The sequence below is a fragment of the Mucilaginibacter sp. genome, assembly GCF_025362475.1.
Classification (GTDB): Bacteria; Bacteroidota; Bacteroidia; order Sphingobacteriales; family Sphingobacteriaceae; genus Mucilaginibacter.
The window spans coordinates 120948-139543 of the sequence record NZ_JANYGH010000023.1 but is presented as its reverse complement, the minus strand read 5'-3'; the positions used below and the strand labels follow the sequence as shown (position 1 = coordinate 139543).

Annotated in this window: 9 protein-coding genes; all 9 read left to right on the top strand. The window is 40.7% G+C overall.

The genetic code is table 11. The annotated features are described in order from the left end of the window. Positions 1-715: 715 nt before the first annotated feature. The 9 genes from Q0R88_RS08770 (at position 716) to Q0R88_RS08730 (ending at position 18568) form a co-directional block, all read left to right on the top strand. Positions 716-3835, top strand: a complete 3120-nt coding sequence (locus Q0R88_RS08770; RefSeq protein ID WP_295715133.1) for a TonB-dependent receptor — start codon at positions 716-718, stop codon at positions 3833-3835. Positions 3836-3854: 19 nt separating this feature from the next. Then, on the top strand, positions 3855-5324 hold the full coding sequence (locus Q0R88_RS08765) for a RagB/SusD family nutrient uptake outer membrane protein (RefSeq protein ID WP_295715132.1): 1470 nt from the start codon (positions 3855-3857) through the stop codon (positions 5322-5324). A 365-nt stretch (positions 5325-5689) separates the two neighbouring features. Beyond that, positions 5690-7189: an alpha-L-fucosidase gene (locus tag Q0R88_RS08760; RefSeq protein WP_295715130.1), complete on the top strand. Its 1500-nt coding sequence runs from the start codon at positions 5690-5692 to the stop codon at positions 7187-7189. Positions 7190-7201: 12 nt separating this feature from the next. Beyond that, complete coding sequence (locus Q0R88_RS08755; RefSeq protein ID WP_295715128.1) at positions 7202-9673, top strand: glycoside hydrolase family 95 protein; 2472 nt, start codon at positions 7202-7204, stop codon at positions 9671-9673. An 83-nt stretch (positions 9674-9756) separates the two neighbouring features. Then, on the top strand, positions 9757-10695 hold the full coding sequence (locus Q0R88_RS08750; RefSeq protein WP_295715126.1) for a glycoside hydrolase family 43 protein: 939 nt from the start codon (positions 9757-9759) through the stop codon (positions 10693-10695). A gap of 134 nt (positions 10696-10829) precedes the next feature. Further along, positions 10830-13127: a GH92 family glycosyl hydrolase gene (locus Q0R88_RS08745; protein ID WP_295715125.1), complete on the top strand. Its 2298-nt coding sequence runs from the start codon at positions 10830-10832 to the stop codon at positions 13125-13127. A 218-nt stretch (positions 13128-13345) separates the two neighbouring features. Then, positions 13346-13924, top strand: a complete 579-nt coding sequence (locus Q0R88_RS08740) for an RNA polymerase sigma-70 factor (RefSeq protein WP_295715123.1) — start codon at positions 13346-13348, stop codon at positions 13922-13924. An 82-nt stretch (positions 13925-14006) separates the two neighbouring features. Then, positions 14007-15014, top strand: a complete 1008-nt coding sequence (locus tag Q0R88_RS08735; RefSeq protein ID WP_295715121.1) for a FecR family protein — start codon at positions 14007-14009, stop codon at positions 15012-15014. A gap of 248 nt (positions 15015-15262) precedes the next feature. Further along, on the top strand, positions 15263-18568 hold the full coding sequence (locus Q0R88_RS08730; RefSeq protein ID WP_295715119.1) for a SusC/RagA family TonB-linked outer membrane protein: 3306 nt from the start codon (positions 15263-15265) through the stop codon (positions 18566-18568). Positions 18569-18596: the final 28 nt, after the last annotated feature.

The window sequence follows — 18596 nt, the reverse complement described above, 5'->3', positions numbered from 1 at the left end:
CAGATGAAACAGCAAAGGATTGCATCTTTTTAATAATCAGTAAATTAATAATTGTTATGTTTTTCAAACCGCAACAAAATCGCGACATCCAACTAAAAAAGCGATTAGTAAGCGCAATTTTTGGGTTCTAAACCGTGGGGGCGTCAGATATTACCGGCCCCTCTTCCTTCCTCAAGTTTGTGATTAAACACTCAGCTGTCCTTTTTATTTCTTTCAATCTCCAAAGGTTTTATATGTGTCTGATGTTAATCAGGTGTAAGGCACAATGGATAATTCGCCTGATTTTTAAATTTAGCTTCCTGATTTTGTTTTGGGGGATTATCCGGTAATCAGGAAGCTAAACATCAGAGCCTTACTGTTTTTCAGGATCGTTATTTATATCAAATTAGATAAGAGAAATGTCATTTTATATATCCTTTTAGATGTGATCTGCAATACTTTTGATAAAGATGATTATGAGGTCCCTTCCTCAAAATCGTCTCATAAACCAATTGTAATAGAATTCATTTTTAACCTGTCGCAGTATAGGTAACTCAATAATAATTGTTACTGTACTACGCTAACCCTTAGTAAGATAATTTGAAAAAAGAAAAGAAAAAAACATAAGCAGGATATTTTAGAAATACCCCGCTTAGTTAAATGATTTTATTGCCTGGTCGAATAGATAATACAATCATTTAGTCAATCAATTAAATAACTAACCTAATTCAAAATTATGACTTTTTTTACAAATTTACCCTCTTTTTTAGGAGGCAGGCATCGCTTTTTCTGTTTTTCGATGCTGGTTTTGATTTTCGTAGGCGCCGCATCCCCAATGGCGATAGCTACCGAAAAAAATAGTAAACCACTTTTTGAAGTATCTGGTAAGGTAACCGGGAAAAATGGCGAAGCCCTGGTTGGCGTAACAGTTACCGAAAAGGGCTCAACAAACGGTGTTGCTACCGATGTAAGCGGCAATTTTAAGCTTAAAGTGAGCAGCGGCAGTGCTGTTTTAATAGTACGGTACATTGGATATGTAACAAAAGAGGTTGCCGTTAATAACGCATCTGTATTAAATATTCAATTAACAGGCGGTTCCAAGAGCCTCAATGAAGTTGTGGTTGTGGCTTACGGATCGCAACGAAAAGGAGATATAACGGGCGCGGTAACTTCTATAAAGGCTACTGATGTACAGGACCAGCCGGTAACCCAGTTTACGCAAATGATACAGGGAAAAACGCCGGGCGTGCAGGTAAATCAAACAACCGGTATACCGGGTCAGGGTATACAGATCCGAATTCGTGGCGCGGCATCTTTTGGCACCAATTCCCAGCCATTATATGTGGTTGATGGTGTGCCTTTGGTTAGCGATATTAATAACCTTAACCCGGAAGAAATAGAAACCTTTACCATATTGAAGGATGCATCTTCAACCGCCTTGTATGGTTCAAGGGCTTCAAATGGTGTGGTTATCATTACCACTAAACATGCTAAGCCAGGCCAAAACTCGTTAACTTTCAACGCATTTTATGGTGTGCAGAGTGTTCCGCAAAAGGGGCGGCCGGATGTGATGAATGCACAGGAGTTTGCGCAATATGAGCAAGATGTGTTTACAGAAAAAATTCGTCTCGGGCAGGCTACAAGCATCCCTGTTGAATACCAAAATCCATCGCAATATGCAGGTAAAGGTACCGACTGGTATAATGTTTTATTACGTAACGCGCCTATTCAAAGCTACAACCTGGCTTTAAACAGCGGTACCGAAAAATCAACCACTACCGCCACCCTTGGCATGCTGAACCAGGACGGCGTACTCATCGCATCAAATTATAAAAGATATTCTCTGCGTGTTAATTCCGAGTATAAGTTTAATAGTAAAATTACAGTTGGTTTAAACGTAGCGCCAACTTATGAAAAACAGGCTAACGGCAATAGTGATGGTAATATTTTTGGCGGCGGTATCATTCAAAACGCGATAACCAGCTCGCCATTATCACCTTATAAAAATGCCGATGGTTCTTTGCCTTTAACTTCACAGTCGCCTGGTCTTTTTGGTAACCCCAATTGGTACCGTGTAGCAACAGAAGCAAAGAATAACACGCAAAAGGGACGTTTATTATCCAACGCTTATGCTAACGTGGAAATAATAAAAGACCTGAATTTCAGGACCTCTTTAAATATCGATTATGTAAATGAGCAAAATAAAGTCTGGAATCCTTCTACATCCGGCGGGTTGTTTGCCCCACCTCCAAACCAGGCCAATGCGTCTTCAAGAAGCAACATTTATTATTCATGGCTTACTGAAAATACACTGAATTATAAACATTCTTTCGGGGATCATAATTTTGATGTACTGGTAGGTTATACAGCCCAAAAATATCACCAGGATAATAGTTATATATCTGGCTATGGTTTTCCTAATGATAACATACCATCATTGGCAGCCGCCACGCTTTTTAATAATCCTCAAACGGATATCCAGGAATGGTCATTGGCTTCGTTTGTTTCGCGTTTAAATTATAATTATAAAAACAGGTACCTGGTTTCTGCTTCATTCAGAAGGGATGGATCATCCCGTTTTGCGCCGAACACCAAATACGGAAATTTCCCGGCGGTATCAATTGGCTGGAATGTTTCTGAAGAGCCCTTCATGCAGAAGGTCTCCTTCGTATCCGACCTTAAATTGAGAGCTGGATATGGTGTTAATGGTAATTTTAATATCAGGAACTACGGGTTCATACCTAATACCCAAACAAGTAACTATACATTTAACGGAACTTTAACCCCAGGTACTTCTATTGCCAACATCGGTAATAATAATTTAAGCTGGGAAAAATCCAGGCAGCTGGATATTGGTGCCGACTTTAATTTGCTTAACGGGCGCATAAGTGTTAGTTACGATTATTTCCGTAAAATTACCTCTTCGCTGTTGTACCAGATTAACGTGCCACAGGAATCAGGATTTTCCAATATATCTGACAATGTTGCCAAATTGCAGTTTCATGGCCATGAATTTTCCATTACCAGCCAAAATTTAGTTGGCAATTTAAAATGGACAACAAATTTCAATATCAGTTTTGTTCGCAGCAAGATCCTGAATTTAGGCCCTTACGGCAGTTATTTGCCAAGAAATACAAATGGTTCAAATATCGAAATGATAGGCCAGCCATTAGGAATGTTTTATGGCTATAAATTTATTGGTGTTTATAAAAACCAGCAAGATTTTGATAGCTCGGCAAAATACCTTGGCAGCGATTCTCCGTCGCAGGTTGGAACCGTTAAATATGCTGATATCAATAAGGACGGTGTAATTGACCTTAAAGATCAAACCTTTATCGGTAATCCTAACCCGGATTTTACCTACGGTATGACAAATAACCTGTATTACAAAAAGTTCGATTTTGGTGTTACCGTATCTGGCGCTTATGGTGGCGATCTGCAAAACCGTACGTTGGAGTATACTCAGAATCTGGATGGTGTATTTAACGTAACCAAAGATGTTGCTAACCGCTGGAAATCGCCAACAGACCCTGGTGCCGGTGTGCATCCCCGCATTGTTGTAGGTACCGCTTTGGCAAGGTATACCAATTCAAGATGGGTAACCGATGGCAGTTACCTTACCGTTAAAAACGTAACGTTAGGCTACACTATCCCGCTTAATAAAAGCAATAATTATATTAAAAGTATAAGGGTTTACACCAGCGCCCAGCAACTGTTTGTATTTACAAAATACAAGGGTGCCAACCCGGAAGTAAGCGGACTTGAAGGTAGCAGCCCTTTGAATATCGGTATCGACAATACCTCATACCCGGTGCCGCGCACTATCAGTTTTGGTGTAAATGTTAATTTAAAATAAAAGATATAATCATATAATTATGAGAGTCAGGATATTATTAACGGCGGCATTGGCATTAAGCTTATCTGCCTGCAAAAAAAGCTTCATTGAATTAGTGCCCCAAACGGTTGTAACCGAAGCAACTTACTTTAAAACAGCCAATGATTATACCCAGGCAGTTGTAGGATCATATGTGCCTTTGCGCAATATATACAGTGATGCCTATGTAATGGGCGAAATGCGATCAGACAATGCTACTTATTTTGCCAGCCCCGGTTTGCAGGGTGGCCAGTTTAGCGATAAATGGAACATTTCGGGCTTTTTGGATATAACTATCAATATGAACGGCCTTAACAAATACGCGAATTGCTACGTTGGCATAGCCCGTACCAATGCTATTTTAGATCGTATTGATAATTCAACCATTGATGCTGCTGTAAAAGCCAATTTAAAAGGGCAGGCGCAGTTTTTACGTGCCTATTATTATTTTGAGCTTGTGCAGTATTTTGGTGGGGTACCCCTGCATTTAAAAGAAGTTACCTCGGTAGCAGAAGCTTCTTTACCACGCTCAACTGCAGATGATGTGTACAAACAGATCATTGCTGATGCCACCAGCGCCGCCGGTTTATTGCCGGCAAAGCAAACTACTATTGGTATGGTTACCAAAGGTTCGGCTAAAACATTGCTTGGCTACGTTTATATGACGTTAAAGCGATATCCTGAGGCCGAAACCGCCTTGACAGATGTTAACGGTTTGGGTTATAGCCTGGTGCCCAATTACGCAAATATTTTTGCCAGCCGCAATACAGCCGAATCTATTTTTGAAGTGCAGTATTTAGAGGGGCCGCAAGGACAGCAAAGTAATTTCGCATTTCAGTTTGCGCCTAATATTTCAAACATAAAAAATATTTTAGGCCCGTCTGGAGATAATAAAACAACCGGAGGTTGGAACAAGCCAACCCCGGATTTGATTGCCGCCTATGAAACAGGAGATACCCGTAAAGCAGCATCTATTGCCTTTAGTTATGTAGATGGCGACGGCAATACAGTTAATGATACCTATTGCAAAAAATACACTCACGGGCCGTATGCAAACTTTAACAATACCGGCGACGACTGGATAGTTTACCGTTATGCCGATGTTTTACTGTTGTTGGCCGAGTGTTTAAACGAAGAAGGTAAATCAGGCCAGGCCATTCCTTATCTTAATCAGGTAAGGGCAAGGGCAGGGCTGGGCATTACTACCGCTGTAGCCCAGGCAGATTTGCGTACCGCCATAGCAAAAGAGCGCCGTGTTGAGCTGGCTTTTGAAAATCACCGCTGGCTTGATTTGGTACGTACCGGGCAGGCTATAAATGTAATGACAGCTTTTGGAACTAAGATTAAGCAGCAGCAGCCTTACCTTCCTACGACAGCATATACAAACATTACACAAACCCGGTTAATATTTCCGCTACCCCAAACAGAGATAGATATAAATCCCAAGCTTAAACAAAATCCTGGGTACTGATAATTGGTTTACAATGGTTAATAGTTGGTTGGAGTATAGCTTTAGGGCTGTACTCCTTTTTTAACATGTATTAGCCCTATCCGGGTAATAACCAATTGTTTTCCAGTGAGTAATTCGTCCTTATTGATCATTATGAACAAGCCAGCTAAATTTTAGGGTTTGTAAGTACAGTGCAGTTAGTAAATGAAATCAGTTTAAGAATAAAGCAATGCAGGCTTTATTAAAGACAATTAACATCAAAAAAGAATACTGTATACAACGCAAGGGTGTAAAGGATGGAAATAAAAAAAGTTCATTTACCTTCAGAAGCAGCCATTACTAACCAAATTAAAAATAAATTATAACTATTTTACGCATCTACCAATATGTACAAGACATTACTAACGTCATTGGCATTTATTTGCTTTTTTATTTGTTGTATTACACGTTCCAATGCCCAGGAACGCTTTCAGGCCGATTGGAACTCGTTAAAGAAATACCAGACGCCCGAATGGTTCAGAGACGCCAAGTTTGGTATATTTATTCATTGGGGCGTATACTCCGTTCCAGCATATAAATACGAATGGTACCCGAGGCATATGTATCGTGAAGGGAGTGATGAATATAAACATCAGGTAGCCACTTATGGCCCGGAAAACAAATTCGGTTACAAGGATTTTATACCAATGTTTAAAGCCGAAAAATTCAATGCCGATGCCTGGGTGGCTTTATTTAAAAAAGCGGGAGCCAAATATGTAGTGCCGGTTGCCGAGCATCATGATGGTTTTGCAATGTATAAAACAGCTTTATCTAAATGGAACGCGGCAGAAATGGGCCCCAAACGGGATATTATAGGTGAACTGGCAGCCGCAATACGTAAAAATGGACTGATTTTCGGACTTTCATCTCACAGGATAGAACACTGGTGGTTTATGGGAGAAGGGACAAAGTTTAATTCGGATGTGAGAGATCCCGATTTTGCTGATTTTTACGGCCCTGCAAAAGTGTATGACCCGTTTAGCAAAAGCCCCGATAATGTGAGGCCAATAATGAGCACCGAGTTTATGAACGACTGGTTAATGCGCAATATTGAATTGACCGATAAGTACAAACCACAATTGTTTTGGTTTGACTGGTGGATAGAACAACCGGAACTTGAGCCTTATCGTAAATCATTTGCATCGTATTATTACAATAAGGGGATTGAATGGAATAAGGGCGTTGTACTAAATTATAAAAATGACGTAGCCTTCCCGGAGGGCACAGCTGTATTTGATATGGAGCGCGGAAAGCTGGATGGGATACACAAACTGCCCTGGCAAACAGACGACGCCATCGGAAACACCTCATGGGGATACGCAAACGGAAATACCTTTAAAACGGCTCAATATGTAATAACCAACCTTATAGATATTGTAAGTAAAAATGGCAACCTTTTATTAAATATTGGTCCCCGGCCTGATGGTAGTATTACCGACGAAGAAACGCAGGTGTTACTTGGCACAGGCAAATGGCTTAAAGTAAACGGCGAGGCTATTTATGGCACTCGTCCGTGGAAAGTTTATGGGGAGGGACCAACCAGGTCGGCCAGCGGCCAGTTTGTAGATCAAAAAATACCTTTTAGTTCAAAAGATATTCGGTTTACAGTAAAGGGCGATAAACTTTATGCCATAACACTTGGCTTACCTGCACCAGGCGAAACGGTGTCTATCACTTCGCTGGGATCCGATACCGGAAATGGAACTGTAGCGGGAGTTGAGCTTCTGGGCAGTAACGTTAAAGTTAAATGGAAACAGAATAAGAATGCGCTGATAATCAATAATAGCGCGGTTTATCCCACGCAAAATGCGGCTGCATTCAAAATAACATTTAAAGTGCTTAAATAAAATTCAACTTATATGAAATATTTGATAACCAGGCGCACGCTTACTTTAGTCTGTTTTATTGCCGTTCAATTAATAACTTTTGATTGCTTTGCTCAGGGTAATAAATTATGGTACAAAAAACCGGCGAAATTGTGGACGGAGGCTTTGCCTTTAGGAAACGGGCGTTTAGGTGCTATGGTATTCGGGAATCCCGGTGATGAACTTATCCAGCTGAACGAGGCCACGTTGTGGTCTGGCGGGCCTGCTAAACAAAACCCGAACCCAGGGGCTTTCAGTTACCTGGAAAAGGTAAGATCTGCCCTCTTTAAGGGCGATTACAACCTGGCACATGATCTCAACAAAAAAATGCAGGGGGTATATTCTGAAAGTTTTTTACCCCTGGCAGATCTGCGCATCAAACAAGATGTAAATACATCTAAAACAAATGCTTATTACAGGGACTTAAATATTGACGATGCCGTTGCCACCACCGTGTACACCATTAACGGTGTAAAGTATAAACGAGAAATTTTTGCATCAGCACCCGACCAGGTTATTGTAGTTAGAATAACAGCGAGTGTTCCTAAACAGTTAAACTTAAAGATCACTGCTTCAAGCCAGCTTCGTTTTAAAAAGGAGTTGACAGAAAATAACCTATTAATACTTAAAGGAAAAGCACCATCCCACGTTGAACCAAGTTATGTCGATTACAAACAGGAACCTATCGTTTATGACGATAACGATCCTTGTAAGGGAATGCGTTATGAATTGTTGACAAAAGCCGTAAGTGATGATGGGAAAATAACAGCCGATACAAGCGGAATTACAATTAAAGGAGCTTCCGCAGTTACACTGTTCCTTTCGGCCGCAACCAGTTTTAACGGCTATGATAAATGCCCGGATAACGACGAGCACGCTATCGCGTTAAATTACCTCCATAAAGCCGCTGCAAAGCCTTATCAAAAGTTACTGGCTGCTCATCTTGCAGACTATCACCGTTTTTTCAATCGTGTTTCATTAACATTGAATAATAATGAGGGCAGCAGGGCTGATCTTCCTACCGATGAAAGACTTGCCGCTTACACAAAAATGGGGAAAGACCCTGGAATTGAAGCTTTGTACTTTAAATATGGCCGTTATTTATTGATCAGCAGTTCCAGAACGGCTGGCGTTCCCGCAAATCTCCAGGGTATCTGGAACAAAGAATTGCGCGCGCCATGGAGTTCAAATTATACCAGTAATATCAACGTTCAAATGAATTATTGGATGGCCGAAGATTGTAACCTGACCGAAATGCACATGCCTTTGTTTGATCTTATAAAGGCATTATCGGTAACGGGTACCTCTGTTGCAAAAGATTTTTATCATGCAGGCGGATGGGTTACACATCATAATACCGATATATGGGCGTTGGCTAACCCGGTTGGCGATTTTGGGCACGGTGATCCAAAATGGGCTAATTGGCCTATGGGGGGCGACTGGCTTACTCGGCACCTATGGGAGCATTATTTATATACAGGCGACAAGCAGTTTTTAAAAAACACGGCATATCCGATTATGAAAAACGCAGCCAGGTTCACATTTGATTGGTTGATCCCGGATAGCAGCGGTCACCTCGTCACTGCTCCGTCCATGTCACCCGAAAACGATTTTATTTATGGCAAAGGCAAAGTTGCAGATGTTTCCATTTCAACCACCATGGATATGGGCATTATAAGGGACTTGTTTGATAATTTAATAGCAGCCAGCAAGGTGCTTGATGTTGACAAGGCTTTCAGGGATACCTTAACGCTTAAAAAAGCAAAGCTTATACCTTATCAAATTGGCAGCAAGGGCCAGTTACAGGAGTGGTTTAAAGATTTTGAATCACCTGATCCGCATCACCGGCATGTGTCTCATCTATATTCCGTTTACCCGGCAAATGAAATATCGGTATCAAAAACGCCAGATCTTGCTGCAGCGGCAAAAAGGTCATTGGAACTCAGGGGGGATGAAAGTACCGGATGGAGTTTGGCCTGGAAAGTGAATTTATGGGCACGCTTGCTTGATGGTAACCATGCCTATAAATTATACCAAGACCTTTTAAGGCTTACCGGCGAAAGTGGTTATAATTATAACGAAGGCGGCGGTTTATACCCCAATATGTTTGATGCCCACCCACCGTTTCAGATAGATGGAAATTTTGGTGGAACATCAGGACTTGCCGAAATGCTGTTACAAAGTCAGGATGGATCAGTTAATTTGTTGCCTGCCATACCGGATGCCTGGAAAACAGGCAGGGTAAAAGGCTTGGTTGCCAGGGGCGGATATGTGGTAGATATTAACTGGCAAAACAACCAGGTAAGCAGTGCCTCGGTTTATTCCAGAAACGGGGGAGAATGCCGCGTATATTCCAAAACCCCTTTAACGTTAAAAAACGCCGCTGTTAAGCCAAAAAAGGTTGCCGGTGGTTTCGAACTTGTTTTTGCAACTGTCGGCGGTAAATCCTATCAACTAATCAGATGATCCTGTCACGATTTAAAATGATCCGAAATATAAAGTGCATTATTGTAATCTTATCAGCTATTTTAAGTTTAAATTCCCTAACCATGATATTTAAAAGAATCGTTTTTGTTGTTTTGATGTTGCTTGGCGCATTTGTTCATGCCCAGGTTCATCAAAAAAAAGAGGTTTATTTGTTTGCCTATTTTAAAAATAACGGCGAGGATGGACTACATCTGGCCTATAGCGATGATGGATTTAAATGGTCGGCTTTAAAAAATGACAGCTCATTTTTAACGCCGATGGTATCCAATGATAAGTTGATGCGCGATCCCTGCATCATCCGCGGTGCCGATGGCTTATTCCATATGGTTTGGACGGATAGCTGGAAAGATAAAGGTATCGGCTATGCCAGCTCACCAGACCTGGTACATTGGTCAGGGCAGCAACAATTACCAGTTATGGAACAACAGCCAGGTGCACGTAACTGCTGGGCTCCAGAAATTACTTATGATGCAGTCACCAGGCTATATATGATCTATTGGGCTACTTCTGTTGATGGTTTGTTCCCGGTAACGGATAGTCTTGCCGAGAGTAAGTATAACCATCGTATTTATTACATCACCACTAAGGATTTTAAAACCTATACTTCGGCAAAAATGCTGTTCGATCCGGGTTTTAGCAGTATTGATGCAACCATTGTGCCCGATGGAAAGAGATTTGTAATGGTGTTTAAAGATGAAACCCTGCATCCTGTGCAAAAAAATATCAAAATAGCTTATGCTAAAAACTTAACCGGCCCTTACTCAAAGCCCCAGGGCCCTATAACCGGTAAATATTGGGCCGAAGGACCAACTACTTTGCGAATTGATAATAAGTGGATTGTTTATTTTGATAAATACACCGAACATAAATATGGCGCCATCACTTCTACAGATCTGAAGAAATGGACAGATATTTCTGATCAGATCAATCTTCCTAAAGGCATCAGGCACGGTACTATTATCAAAATCACACCGGCTGAGCTGGAAAAACTGAAACAATAGTACTTATACAGCGTACCCCCGTGGTACTTTTTATACCGAAATAAAATATTTTTTTTAATACAGAGATGCAATGGCCCAAAGTGATGTTAATATTGAATTTTATTATCAAATACACTCTGGGTTAAATGAATGATATGATACTTTATAAAAAGTTACGCTTATATATTACTTTATTATTGTCGGTTGTAACCACATCCATATTTGCGCAGGATGTAGTTAAATATGTGCAGCCTTTGGCGGGTACCGCTGTTGCTACAACAGCATCGGCACTAAAACATGGCTCGGGGTATGCAGCGTCACAGGCCAATACTATACCTGCGGTGAGTACACCATTTGCAATGACACAGTGGACGCCCGAGACCCAGGCTACTGAAAATAAGTGTGTGCCGCCCTATCTTTATAAAGATAGCCTGTTTTACGGCATTCGCGGTTCGCATTGGCTAAGTGGTTCCTGTACGCAGGATTATGGTAGTTTTACCATTATGCCCCTTACCGGTAAATTAAACACCAGGGGCTACGAAACTCCATTTAAACATACCGACGAACTGCTAACCCCATATTTATACCAGGTTAATTTAGCTAAATATAACTTACATGCCGCTGTAACAGCAACGCCACGCTGTGGTATGATGCAGTTTACAATGGATAAAGCAGATAGCCTTTATTTGTTAATTATGCCCAACAGCGATAGGCATGAGGGTTACATAAAAGTGGATGAAAAAAGCGGCGAAATTAGTGGTTACAATCCTGCCCATCGTATTTACCAGGGCTGGGGTAAAAGCGCTGGCTTTAGCGGCTACTTTGTGATCCGGTTTGAAAAAATTGCCGATAGGGCAGGAACTTTTACAGGGGATAAGATTTTAACTGCCACAAGTGTAAAAGATAAGCCGGGAATAGGTGCGTTTGCAGGTTTTAAACTGAACAGGGGCGATAAGCTGGTGATGCGCATAGGCACATCCTTTACCAGCCTGGATGGCGCCCGTAAGAACTTAGAGGCAGAAATGCCCGGGTTTAATTTTGATAAAGCGGTTGCCGTTTGTAAAGCGGTATGGCAAAAAGCCTTAAGCCAAATTAGTGTAACCACCGATAATCTTAAGGATAAAAATATTTTTTACACAGCTTATTACCACACCATGCAGCAACCCCGGTTGTTTAATGATGCGGACGGCAGCTATCCTATGTTTGCCGGCAACTATAAAACAGCAAAGCTGGCCAAAGGCGACTATTATGATGATTTTTCGATGTGGGATATATACCGCGCCGAAATTCCTTTGTATGAAATATTGAAACCCGCTTTTGTGAATGATTTGGTCAGGTCGTTGATTATTAAGGGCAGGCAGGGAGGCTGGATGCCAATATTTCCGTGCTGGAACAATTACACATCAGAAATGATAGGCGATCATACGGCCTCGGTAATTAGTTCGGCTTATCTTAAAGGTATCAGGGATTATGATGTAAACGAAGCCTATAGCTTATTGCGGCACAACGCGTTTGACATACCCGCAAATAAAAGTGATTATGAAGAAGGTAAAGGCCGCCGGGCATTAGATAGCTATTTAAAATATCACTACATACCCCTGGAAGATAGTGTGCCCGATGCTTTTCATAAAAAAGAGCAGGTTAGCCGCACTATGGAGTATGCTTATGACGATTATGCGCTATCACAATTCGCCAAAAAGATAAATAAAACAGCAGATTATAAATCACTTTTAAAACGCGCCGGCTATTATAAAAACGTATTTGATGCTACTACGGGTTTGGTACGGGGCCGCTATGCCAACGGTAGTTGGATATCAGATTACGACCCCGATAAAAAAGAAAGCTATATTACAGAAGGCACGCCCCGTCAATATACATTTTATGTTCCACAGGATATTCCGGGCCTTACACAATTGATGGGAGGCCCCGCCCGGCTGGAATCTGCATTGGATAGTTTGTTTTTGAAAAAAGAATACTGGCATGGTAATGAACCTGGCCATCAGATCCCTTTTATGTACAATTACACCCCGTCGCCCTGGAAAACCCAACAGCAGGTTCGCCAGATACTTGCTACAGAGTATAGTGATGGCCCGGGTGGCCTTGGCGGCAATGACGATGCCGGGCAATTGTCGGCATGGTACATGTTCGCGGCCATGGGTTTTTACCCGGTGAACCCCATATCGGGCGAATATCTTATTTGTGCCCCTATTTTCGATAAGGTAATATTGAAATTGCCGAAAGGGAAGGAGCTGGTAATAACGTGCCACAAAAAAAGTAAAAGTTCGGCATACATCCACCAGGTGAAATGGAACGGGAAATTAAGCGGAAACAATTACATTAATTATAAAAACATGATGGCGGGAGGAAGCCTTGATATTTTCATGCAGGATAAACCGGATAAGAAATGGGCTGCCCAACCACAATACCAGCCTGCGGGGGCTTTGGGAAAATGATATGGAAAAGGAGGGGTTCTGAGTAGGTTTTGCTGCTGCTTGTCTCATCAGGGATAATTAAATATCGTTTAGTTAATATGCAGTTAAAGTACCTGATCGAAAATCGAATTAATTTAATTTCAGGAAATATTATACCACCTTTGTTTATATAAAAAAGTACTTTAGAAATCATTAACCAATTAACCTGGTTTAAAAATCAGTGTAAGTAGCTTATCTAAATGGGCAATTATTTAATGCATACTGATGAAGACCTTGTTTCGTTATTGAAGCAAGACCAGGTAGGCGCTTTTGAAACTATTTATGCACGCTATTGGGATAAGTTATTTGACTCTGCCTACAAGCGGCTGCAAAATACAGCCATTTGCGAAGAAATTATACAGGATCTTTTTGTTAAGCTATGGGAAAAGCGGTTTGTTTTGAATTTAACTACCGGCTTAAAAAACTACTTATATACTGCAGTAAAATACAAGGTTATAGATCATTATCGTAAAGAACTGCTGCAAAATACTTTTGCATCTGCCAGCAAGCATAATCCCGATATGGATAATGCAACGGAAGATAGTATTTTTCTTAACGACCTTAAAAAACACCTGGAAGGTATCATAAACACATTACCCCCTAAATGCCGCAATGTTTATGAATTAAGCCGGTTACAACATAAAAGTAATAAAGAGATAGCTGTAATTTTAAATATATCCGAAAAAACGGTGGAGTGGCACCTTACCAAAGCATTGCAGCATATTCGTTTAGCTGTCGGCGATATGTTAGTACTCCTGGTGTTTTTTTTACTGAAATAATTTTTTTTTCAAAAAAAAGCAAGGGTTGTCTCTCCTTGCTTCGACTTACCTTTTATAAGCCTGATTATAAACTTTCTTTACCATGGATAAAGTTCAACTTTCTGAATTATTGGATAAGTATTTTAACGGCACTTGTACGCCCGAAGAAGCGGAAGCGATTGACCGGTGGTACAGGCAATACACCGATAAGGCCGGTTATACCCAAAACTTATCAAACGATAAAAAAGAGCTGCTGAAAGCAAAAATGTTTAATGCCATTCGCCAGCAAACCTTTGCCGAAGAAACAGCAGTAGTACGGCCGATGTACCGCAAATGGTGGATAGGGGTTGCGGCTGCGGCAGCATTGCTCATTTTTGTTAAATTCTTTTTTCTGGATAAGGCTTTAAAGCCTGTAGAAGAGGCACAAGTGGCAAGTTTAGATAATACCTTCAGTAATCACACCCACAATATTGTTAAGCAATTGTTGCCCGATAGCAGCGTGGTATGGCTTAGTCCTGATGCCAGTATAAGCTGGCCCAAGCAATTTCGGATTAAATCGCGGGAGGTTGCTATGAAGGGCGATTGTTTTTTTGAAGTGACGAAAAATCCAAACCGGCCATTTATTATCAGCAGCGAGCATATTGTAACTAAAGTTTGGGGTACCAGCTTCAGGGTGGTTGATAGCAAGTATGTTAGTACGGCCGCCGTTACGGTGGTTACCGGTAAGGTATCGGTAAGTAAAAAAGGAAGCGAAGCGGCAAATGCCGGCGCGCAATTAATGGCCGGCGAAGTGATACTGTATCCTAAAGAACAGGTTATTCTTAAAAATACCCAACTTATTACCAGTAAGCAAGCCGATATATCTGATTTGACGATTTACAGGCACGTAGATTTGTCTTTTGATAATGCTAAACTGGCAGATATTGTATTGGTGCTCAATAAAAAATTTGAGGTAAACATCAGGATCGGGACTGGCGAATTGGATAAAGCGGTAATGACCGCAGATTTGACCGATTTAAACTTACCCGAAGTTTTAGAAGTATTGAAGGCTTCAATGAAACTCGATTATGAGATTTCCAACAATCTCATTGTACTAAAAAAGACCAATTAAATTAGTAAATAACCCTAAAGATTTAAACTTATGAGAAAACCCAAACCATCTTAAAGCGATAAGCTACTTTATTATTCCAAAGAAGGTACAAGAGTGCTGTAACACTCTTGTACCAGGAAATTTCAAAGCCCTCGGATAACATCAATAAAAATTGGTGATAGGGCCGTTTATTATATTTTTTCACAAAATACAACTAACTCAAATTTATGATTTTTTGTTTACAACATTCGCATTTCTGGTACAAGATTATGAGAATCACATTTGTTCAGTTATTGATCATCGTATTAATGGCTGGTGTCACTTACTCAAAGCCGATTAGGGCGCAGGGGGTACTTAATAAAAAGATTAGTCTTACGGCTCAGAATAAAACACTGTCCGACGTTTTGAAAACACTATCTAAAACACACCATGTTGAATTTATTTACAACCAGGATGTTATAAAAACCACCGATAAAATTTCGGTTGATTTTAATCATACAAACCTTAAAGATGTATTGGATAAATTATTAACCCAATATCATATTAAGTACGAAGTTTTTAAGAGCAAAATTATCTTAATTGATGCCGAGCAAACAGCTGCATCATCAAAAAAGGATGCTGATGCAGATATTACAATTACCGGTAAAGTTATTGATGAAAAAAATGAAACACTCATAGGCGTTAGTGTTACCATTAAAGGTACAACCAGCGGCACTATAACTGGTATTGACGGTAGCTTTAAAATAAACGTTAACAGCAAAACCGATATACTTGTGTTTAAGTATGTTGGTTATCAAACATTAGAGGTGCCTGTTAACCTTAACCAACCAATGGCTGTGCAGATGCTTGCCGAGCAAAAATCACTTAATGAGGTAATAGTAATTGGTTACGGTACAAAAAAGAAGATTGACCTTACCGGAACTGTTAGTTCTTTACAATCTGACGAAATTGTTAGGGCCAGGGCCTCCGGTACGCAGGAAGCAATGCAGGGCCGTATAGCAGGTGTGGATATCAAACGCGGATCGGGTAAACCGGGGTCTGATTTCAATATCGAGATCAGGGGCGCCAATTCAATAACCGGAAGCACACAACCGCTTTATGTAATTGATGGTATTCCCGTTGGTCAAAACGGTAGCGCTACCAACCCGGTAAATGATATTAACCCTGCCGATATTGAGCGGATTGATGTATTAAAAGACGCATCATCTACGGCAATTTATGGATCACGTGGTGCCAATGGCGTAGTATTGGTAACCACCAAAAGGGGAATCAAGGGTAATACTAAGATCACTTATGATGGTTATTACGGCGTGGTAAATCCTTATCATTTACCTCCGGTAATGGATGGGCCAACTTTTGTTACTTACGCACGTGATTATTATAATGCCTTATCCGGTTATCCGGCTATCCCGATTGCAGATGATAAAATATTTTCGGCAACTGAATTAACCAATATTAAAAACGGAACCTATACCAACTGGATAGACCTGATCAAAAGAAATGGTTCACAATCCAACCACAACCTTTCTATAACCGGGGGGGATGAAAAAACTACCTATTTTTTATCCGGAGGGTATCAGGTATACCAGGGTACAACTAAGGCCGAGGATTCTAAAAAATATACTTTAAAAGCGGGGTTAGATAAAACTATTAACAACACGTTTAAAGCGGGTGGTTCAATATATAGTATTTTTGTAAACAATCACTTAGGTAGCGCCGAAGTTTTTCGTTCGGCTTACCGTTTACGCCCTACCGGCAGTGCTTATAATGCTGATGGTTCTCCGCGTTTTTTTGCTTATGAAAGCGAAGCCCAGATCACTAACCCCTTGTTTGAATTTAAAAACGAGATCAGAGAGCAGCAATATGTACATGTATTGCCAAACGTTTATGCCGAGGCAAATATCATAAAAGGGTTAAAGGTACGTACCTCATTCAGCCCGGATATTACCTTCCAGCGCCAGGGGCAGTATGATGATACTTTTACTAAACAACAGGCGGGCACTAAGCCGGCACAGGGGCAAAGCAGTTCAAACAAATGGGTTAACTACACCTGGGAAAACCTGCTATCTTATAATAGAGAGATAGGTAAAAGCAAATTTGATATTACCTTAGGTAACACATTTGAATATCATCAGCAGGATTTTTCCTCTATATCGGTTACTGGTTTGCCTTACAGGTCGCTTTGGTATAATTTAGGTACTTATCAAAACGTTTTAGGCCAAATACCAATTGTAGGTATAGGCAGCGGTTACTCCAAACAAACTATTGCATCATATTTTGGCAGGGCTAATTATACCTTCAATAACAGGTATCTGCTTACCGCTACTATGCGGGCTGATGGCAATTCTATTTTTGCACCTGGCCACAAATGGGGTTATTTCCCATCGGGAGCATTTGCCTGGATAGCCAGTGAAGAAGATTTTTTAAAGAATGTTACCCCTATTAATCTATTAAAAATAAGGTTAAGCTATGGTAAATCGGGCAACGCGGCATTGCAAAATCTTATATTCTATCCGTATGTTACCCAATCTACTATTTATCAAACACCTTATGATTTCAATGGCATCCAGGCCAGTGGGTTTGCACCAAATTTTGGCAATCAGAATCTTACCTGGGAAAAAACTGACGAATTTAATGCCGGACTTGATTTAGGCGTTTTAAATAACAGGGTAAATTTAACAGTCGATCTTTATCGCAAAACATCTAATGGGTCGATTTTGTCACAGCCGGTGCCTCCCGAAAATGGTTATTCGGCCCAAACCACCAATCTTGGATCAGTAAGAAATCAAGGAATAGAAATTGGTCTGAATACGGTGAATGTACGGTCGGGTAAGTTTAGCTGGACTACCAATATCAATTTTGCAGCTAACTCCAACAAAATTGTTGATCTGTATGGAACTGGTAAGGATGACGTTGGAGCAGCCAGGTTTTTGGGTCAAAAAGTACGCGTACAATACAACTATAAAATAATTGGCGTGTGGCAAGCCGACGAAGCTGCTCAGGCTGCCGTTTATGGACAAAAGCCAGGTACATACAAAATACAGGATCTTAATAACAACAATAAAATTGATGCAGGCGACCGCCAGGTGTTAGGTAGCGATATACCAAATTGGTTTGGTGGCTTAACCAACACCATGAATTTTGCCAATTTTGATTTCAGTTTTACCGTATACACCCGGCAAGGAACGCTTGAGAGCAGTGAGTTTTTAAACCAGGCTATGAACGGCGACCAGCGCAGGGCGCGCTTTGGCGCCTTTGACCGCAGTTATTGGACACCCACCAACCCAAGTAACAAATGGGCCAACACAGCTTTAGAAACCCAATATGGCGGTATTGCAGTATTGCAAAACTCATCATATACTAAGATCAGCAATATCACATTAGGATATACCATCCCCAAAAAGCTGTTGAGCAGGGTGAAAATCACCAATTTAAGAGTGTACGCCAATGCATTCAATCCTTTCATCTTCAGTAAGTTTATAGGTTGGGATCCCGAAAATCCAAGCAGTACCTCAGCTTTAAATCAGGATTTCAAAACGCGCACCTTTATGCTGGGCTTAAATTTAACTTTATAATTATTGATCATTATTTAACATAACTCGT

Bases quoted from the DNA above. Each gene is read 5' to 3' on its own strand.
- Q0R88_RS08755 (WP_295715128.1), top strand. From the start codon at position 7,202: ATGAAATATTTGATAACCAGGCGCACGCTTACTTTAGTCTGTTTTATT.
- Q0R88_RS08735 (WP_295715121.1), top strand. From the start codon at position 14,007: ATGGATAAAGTTCAACTTTCTGAATTATTGGATAAGTATTTTAACGGC.
- Q0R88_RS08745 (WP_295715125.1), top strand. From the start codon at position 10,830: ATGATACTTTATAAAAAGTTACGCTTATATATTACTTTATTATTGTCG.
- Q0R88_RS08730 (WP_295715119.1), top strand. From the start codon at position 15,263: ATGAGAATCACATTTGTTCAGTTATTGATCATCGTATTAATGGCTGGT.
- Q0R88_RS08760 (WP_295715130.1), top strand. From the start codon at position 5,690: ATGTACAAGACATTACTAACGTCATTGGCATTTATTTGCTTTTTTATT.
- Q0R88_RS08740 (WP_295715123.1), top strand. From the start codon at position 13,346: ATGGGCAATTATTTAATGCATACTGATGAAGACCTTGTTTCGTTATTG.
- Q0R88_RS08765 (WP_295715132.1), top strand. From the start codon at position 3,855: ATGAGAGTCAGGATATTATTAACGGCGGCATTGGCATTAAGCTTATCT.
- Q0R88_RS08770 (WP_295715133.1), top strand. From the start codon at position 716: ATGACTTTTTTTACAAATTTACCCTCTTTTTTAGGAGGCAGGCATCGC.
- Q0R88_RS08750 (WP_295715126.1), top strand. From the start codon at position 9,757: ATGATATTTAAAAGAATCGTTTTTGTTGTTTTGATGTTGCTTGGCGCA.